Raw genomic sequence first — 5,644 nt, forward strand, 5'->3', positions numbered from 1 at the left:
AAGAATATTGCGGCAGTCACTTACTCTCCCACAACCACCAAGTTGCAGTACCATCAGCGCGAATGGGCTTAGCTACCGGGATCGGAACGGTTAACCGGGCGTTTCCCCACCACTATCACCACCGCAAAACCAACAAACCACCACCACCCCTGAGCCAAGCTCGAAGAGTGCAGTAGCGGTCCAAGAACCGTACAGCGAACGCGAACACCACACAAAATGTGACTCGTTAAGCCTTATAAAACCCGTAAACGTTACTCGCACACACCAACCAACAAAATGGTTGTATGAGTGATCGGCGTATTAGTACCAGTCAACTCCACACCTCACAGTGCTTCCATACCCGGCCTATCAAACCCATAATCTATAGGACACCTCACCCCCAAAGTGGGGTTGGAAATCTCATCTCGAAGCAGGCTTCCCGCTTAGATGCTTTCAGCGGTTATCCTTCCCGAACGTAGCCAACCAGCCATGCACCTGGCGGTACAACTGGCACACCAGAGGTTCGTCCGTCCCGGTCCTCTCGTACTAAGGACAGGCCTCCACAAATTTCCTACGCACGCAGCGGATAGGGACCGAACTGTCTCACGACGTTCTAAACCCAGCTCGCGTACCGCTTTAATGGGCGAACAGCCCAACCCTTGGGACCGACTACAGCCCCAGGATGCGACGAGCCGACATCGAGGTGCCAAACCATGCCGTCGATATGGACTCTTGGGCAAGATCAGCCTGTTATCCCCGAGGTACCTTTTATCCGTTGAGCGACCACGCTTCCACAAGCCATGGCCGGGTCACTAGTCCCAGCTTTCGCTCCTGCTCGACACGTCCGTCTCACAGTCAAGCTCCCTTGTGCACTTACACTCGACACCTGATTGCCAACCAGGCTGAGGGAACCTTTGGGCGCCTCCGTTACTCTTTAGGAGGCAACCGCCCCAGTTAAACTACCCATCAGGCACTGTCCCTGAACCCGATCAGGGTCCGAAGTTAAGAAATCCAGTATAGTCAGAGTGGTATTTCACTTGACGACTCCACCCCAACTAGCGTTGAGGCCTCACAGTCTCCCACCTATCCTACACAAACCACACCGAATCCCAATACCAAACTATAGTGAAGGTCTCGGGGTCTTTCCGTCCTGCTGCGCGTAACGAGCATCTTTACTCGTAATGCAATTTCGCCGAGTTCGTGGTTGAGACAGCAGAGAAGTCGTTACGCCATTCGTGCAGGTCGGAACTTACCCGACAAGGAATTTCGCTACCTTAGGATGGTTATAGTTACCACCGCCGTTTACTGGGGCTTAAATTCTCCGCTTCACCCCCCGAAAGGGGTTAACGAGTCCTCTTAACCTTCCAGCACCGGGCAGGCGTCAGTCCGTATACATCGACTTACATCTTCGCACGGACCTGTGTTTTTAATAAACAGTCGCTTCTCTCTGGCCTCTGCGACCACCACCAGCACATCACCAAGCAAGTTGGCTTCACCAGGATGGTCCCCCTTCTCCCGAAGTTACGGGGGCATTTTGCCGAGTTCCTTAACCACGATTCTCTCGATCACCTTAGTATTCTCTACCTGACCACCTGTGTCGGTTATAGGGTACGGGCAACACACAACCTCACGCCGATGCTTTTCTCGGCAGCATAGGATCACCAGATCACCCCACCAAAATGGGGCGCCCATCAGCTCTCACACTCAATGTGGGGACGGATTTACCTACCCCCACGTGCTACGACCTTAGACCACGACTACCATCGCGTGGCCTGGCTACCTTCCTGCGTCACACCTCGCGCTTACCGACTCCACACTCAGGTCCCACACCACACACCAACCAGACATCCGAAGACATCACGGGTGAGTGACGTGGTTAGTATCACGTGTTTTGGTATTGACGGTTATATGTCGGTACCAGAATATCAACTGGTTGTCCATCGACTACGCCTGTCGGCCTCGCCTTAGGTCCCGACTTACCCAGGGCGGATTAGCCTAGCCCTGGAACCCTTGGTCATCCGGTGGACGGGTTTCTCACCCGTCTTTCGCTACTCATGCCTGCATTCTCACTCGTACCGGCTCCACCACTCGTTCACACGGCGACTTCACTGCCAGCACGACGCTCCCCTACCCAACACCCCACCATTACGGCATAAGGGGTGCTGCCACAACTTCGGCGGTGTACTTAGCCCCGCTACATTATCGGCGCTCAATCACTTGACCAGTGAGCTATTACGCACTCTTTCAAGGATGGCTGCTTCTAAGCCAACCTCCTGGTTGTCTTCGCAACTGAACATCCTTTCCCACTTAGCACACGCTTAGGGGCCTTAGTTGATGGTCTGGGCTGTTTCCCTCTCGACAATGAAGCTTATCCCCCACTGTCTCACTGCCACGCTGAACCTTACCGGCATTCGGAGTTTAGTTGACGTCAGTAACCCGGTGGGGCCCATCAGCCATCCAGTAGCTCTACCTCCGGCAAGAACCACGCAACGCTGCACCTAAATGCATTTCGGGGAGAACCAGCTATCACAGAGTTTGATTGGCCTTTCACCCCTAACCACAGGTCATCCCCTCCATTTTCAACTGAAGTGGGTGCGGGCCTCCACGCGCTCTTACACACGCTTCACCCTGCCCATGGCTAGATCACTCCGCTTCGGGTCTAGGACACGCGACTCATTCGCCCTATTCGGACTCGCTTTCGCTACGACTACCCCTCTCGGGTTAACCTCGCCACGCACCGCTAACTCGCAGGCTCATTCTTCAAAAGGCACGCCATCACCCCAACAAGGAGGCTCTGACGGATTGTAAGCACATGGTTTCAGGTACTATTTCACTCCCCTCCCGGGGTACTTTTCACCATTCCCTCACGGTACTATCCGCTATCGGTCATCAGGAAGTATTTAGCCTTACCAGGTGGTCCTGGCAGATTCACACGACATTCCACGAGTACCGTGCTACTCGGGTGTATGCACAACGTCGGGGCCACATGTTTCGCCTACGGGACTCTCACCCACTCCGGTACTGTTTCCCACCAGCTTCGACTACACGCAACACACATCGACGTCCCGGTCATGCTGGACCGAACACGCATACCCCACAACACCACGTCAGCAACACCAGCACGCTTGACACTGACACGGTTTAGGCTCTTCCAGTTTCGCTCGCCACTACTCCCGGAATCATATTTTATTTTCTCTTCCTACGGGTACTGAGATGTTTCACTTCCCCGCGTTCCCCCCACACACCCTATATATTCAGATGCGGGTCACCACACTCTCATGTGGCGGGGTTTCCCCATTCGGACATCCTCGGATCACAGCCCGTTTATCGGCTCCCCGAGGCTTATCGCAGATTTCCACGTCCTTCATCGGCTCCTGATGCCAAGGCATCCACCATGCGCTCTTACACACTCATACCAACCAAATTCGTCAGTTGATAGTTGTGTGCGCGAAAAAAACACTTTCGGATTTCACAAGAAAAATCACATTACATAACAACACAACCATGTTGTGTTGTTGATGCTCGCGTCCACTATACGATTCTCAAACCACTACCAAACACCACCCACACCCACACCGCGAAACGGTGTGACTATGATCTGGGTCGGTCCGTTGATCGAAACCACCACACCACACACACTCCCAGCCACAAAGACCGTGTTGTGTGTGGGGCCTGTGATTCCAGGACCCAATAACGTATTCATTCATATCCACCCACCAACACGCTCACACGAGGCACATACCCCGAAGACCGCTGTATGGACGAGCCAGATAGGGATGTTCCACCCTTGAGCTGCCCAACCAGCATCACGAATGGATGCTGCGTTGGGGTTCTGATGTGTGCTCCTTAGAAAGGAGGTGATCCAGCCGCACCTTCCGGTACGGCTACCTTGTTACGACTTAGTCCCAATTGCCAGTCCCACCTTAGACGGCCCCCTCCCCACAAGGGGGTTGGGCCACCGGCTTCGGGTGTTACCGACTTTCGTGACTTGACGGGCGGTGTGTACAAGGCCCGGGAACGTATTCACCGCAGCGTTGCTGATCTGCGATTACTAGCGACTCCGACTTCACGTAGTCGAATTGCAGACTACGATCCGAACTGAGACTGGCTTTAAGGGATTCGCTAAAACCTCGCGGTCTCGCATCTCTCTGTACCAGCCATTGTAGCATGCGTGAAGCCCAAGACATAAAGGGCATGATGATTTGACGTCATCCCCACCTTCCTCCGAGTTGACCCCGGCAGTCTCCTATGAGTTCCCACCTTTACGTGCTGGCAACATAGAACGAGGGTTGCGCTCGTTGCGGGACTTAACCCAACATCTCACGACACGAGCTGACGACAACCATGCACCACCTGTACACCAACCTCAAAGAGGAGGACCTGTTTCCAGGACGGTCTGGTGTATGTCAAGCCTTGGTAAGGTTCTTCGCGTTGCATCGAATTAATCCGCATGCTCCGCCGCTTGTGCGGGCCCCCGTCAATTCCTTTGAGTTTTAGCCTTGCGACCGTACTCCCCAGGCGGGGCACTTAATGCGTTAGCTACGGCGCGGAGAACGTGGAATGTCCCCCACACCTAGTGCCCAACGTTTACGGCATGGACTACCAGGGTATCTAATCCTGTTCGCTCCCCATGCTTTCGCTCCTCAGTGTCAGTTACAGCCCAGAGTCCCGCCTTCGCCACCGGTGTTCCTCCTGATATCTGCGCATTTCACCGCTACACCAGGAATTCCAGACTCCCCTACTGCACTCTAGTCAGCCCGTACCCACTGCACGCGCAACGTTAAGCGTTGCGTTTCCACAGCAGACGTGACCAACCACCTACGAGCTCTTTACGCCCAATAATTCCGGACAACGCTTGTACCCTACGTATTACCGCGGCTGCTGGCACGTAGTTAGCCGGTACTTCTTCTGCAGGTACCGTCACCCCAAGGGGCTTCTTCCCTGCTGAAAGCGGTTTACAACCCGAAGGCCGTCATCCCGCACGCTGCGTCGCTGCATCAGGGTTTCCCCCATTGTGCAATATTCCCCACTGCTGCCTCCCGTAGGAGTCTGGGCCGTGTCTCAGTCCCAGTGTGGCCGGTCGCCCTCTCAGGCCGGCTACCCGTCGTCGTCTTGGTGAGCCATTACCTCACCAACAAACTGATAGGCCGCGAGCCCATCCCCAACCGAAAAAACTTTCCACCAACACTCATGCGAGCGTTGGTCATATCCGGTATTAGACCCAGTTTCCCGGGCTTATCCCGAAGTCGGGGGCAGGTTACTCACGTGTTACTCACCCGTTCGCCACTCATCCACCCACAGCAAGCTGCGGGCTTCAGCGTTCGACTTGCATGTGTTAAGCACGCAGCCAGCGTTCGTCCTGAGCCAGGATCAAACTCTCCATAAAAAAATTATGTTACGAATGAATCCCAGCAAGACAGCCAACCAACGGTCACGGGGTGACCATGGTCGACCAAAAAATCATGTCCACACACGCTGGCGTCACCACCCCGGCGAGGGGGTGGAAACATGTGTGTGAACATGTGATTGTCTTACCAGAAATAATGTTTCTGGCATCACTATCTGTTCAAACAAATACGCTATTGGATTCTCAAACCACACACACTCACCCGTCACCACACACCATCAAACATGGCGGCGTACACCGGGGGTGTCAGTTTCAATT

At 54.3% G+C, this 5,644-nt stretch carries 3 rRNA genes; all 3 read right to left on the reverse strand.

Features of this window, described 5'->3' with window-relative positions:
* Positions 1-7: 7 nt before the first annotated feature.
* Positions 8-126, reverse strand: a 5S ribosomal RNA gene (gene rrf / locus JFC13_RS19130).
* Between the two features lie 154 nt (positions 127-280).
* Positions 281-3,395, reverse strand: a 23S ribosomal RNA gene (locus JFC13_RS19135).
* Between the two features lie 434 nt (positions 3,396-3,829).
* A 16S ribosomal RNA gene (locus JFC13_RS19140) occupies positions 3,830-5,365 on the reverse strand.
* The 16S, 23S and 5S rRNA genes sit together here, the layout of an rRNA operon.
* Positions 5,366-5,644: the final 279 nt, after the last annotated feature.

The organism is Brevibacterium antiquum (assembly GCF_016107655.1).
In the GTDB taxonomy this organism is placed as follows: domain Bacteria; phylum Actinomycetota; class Actinomycetes; order Actinomycetales; family Brevibacteriaceae; genus Brevibacterium; species Brevibacterium antiquum.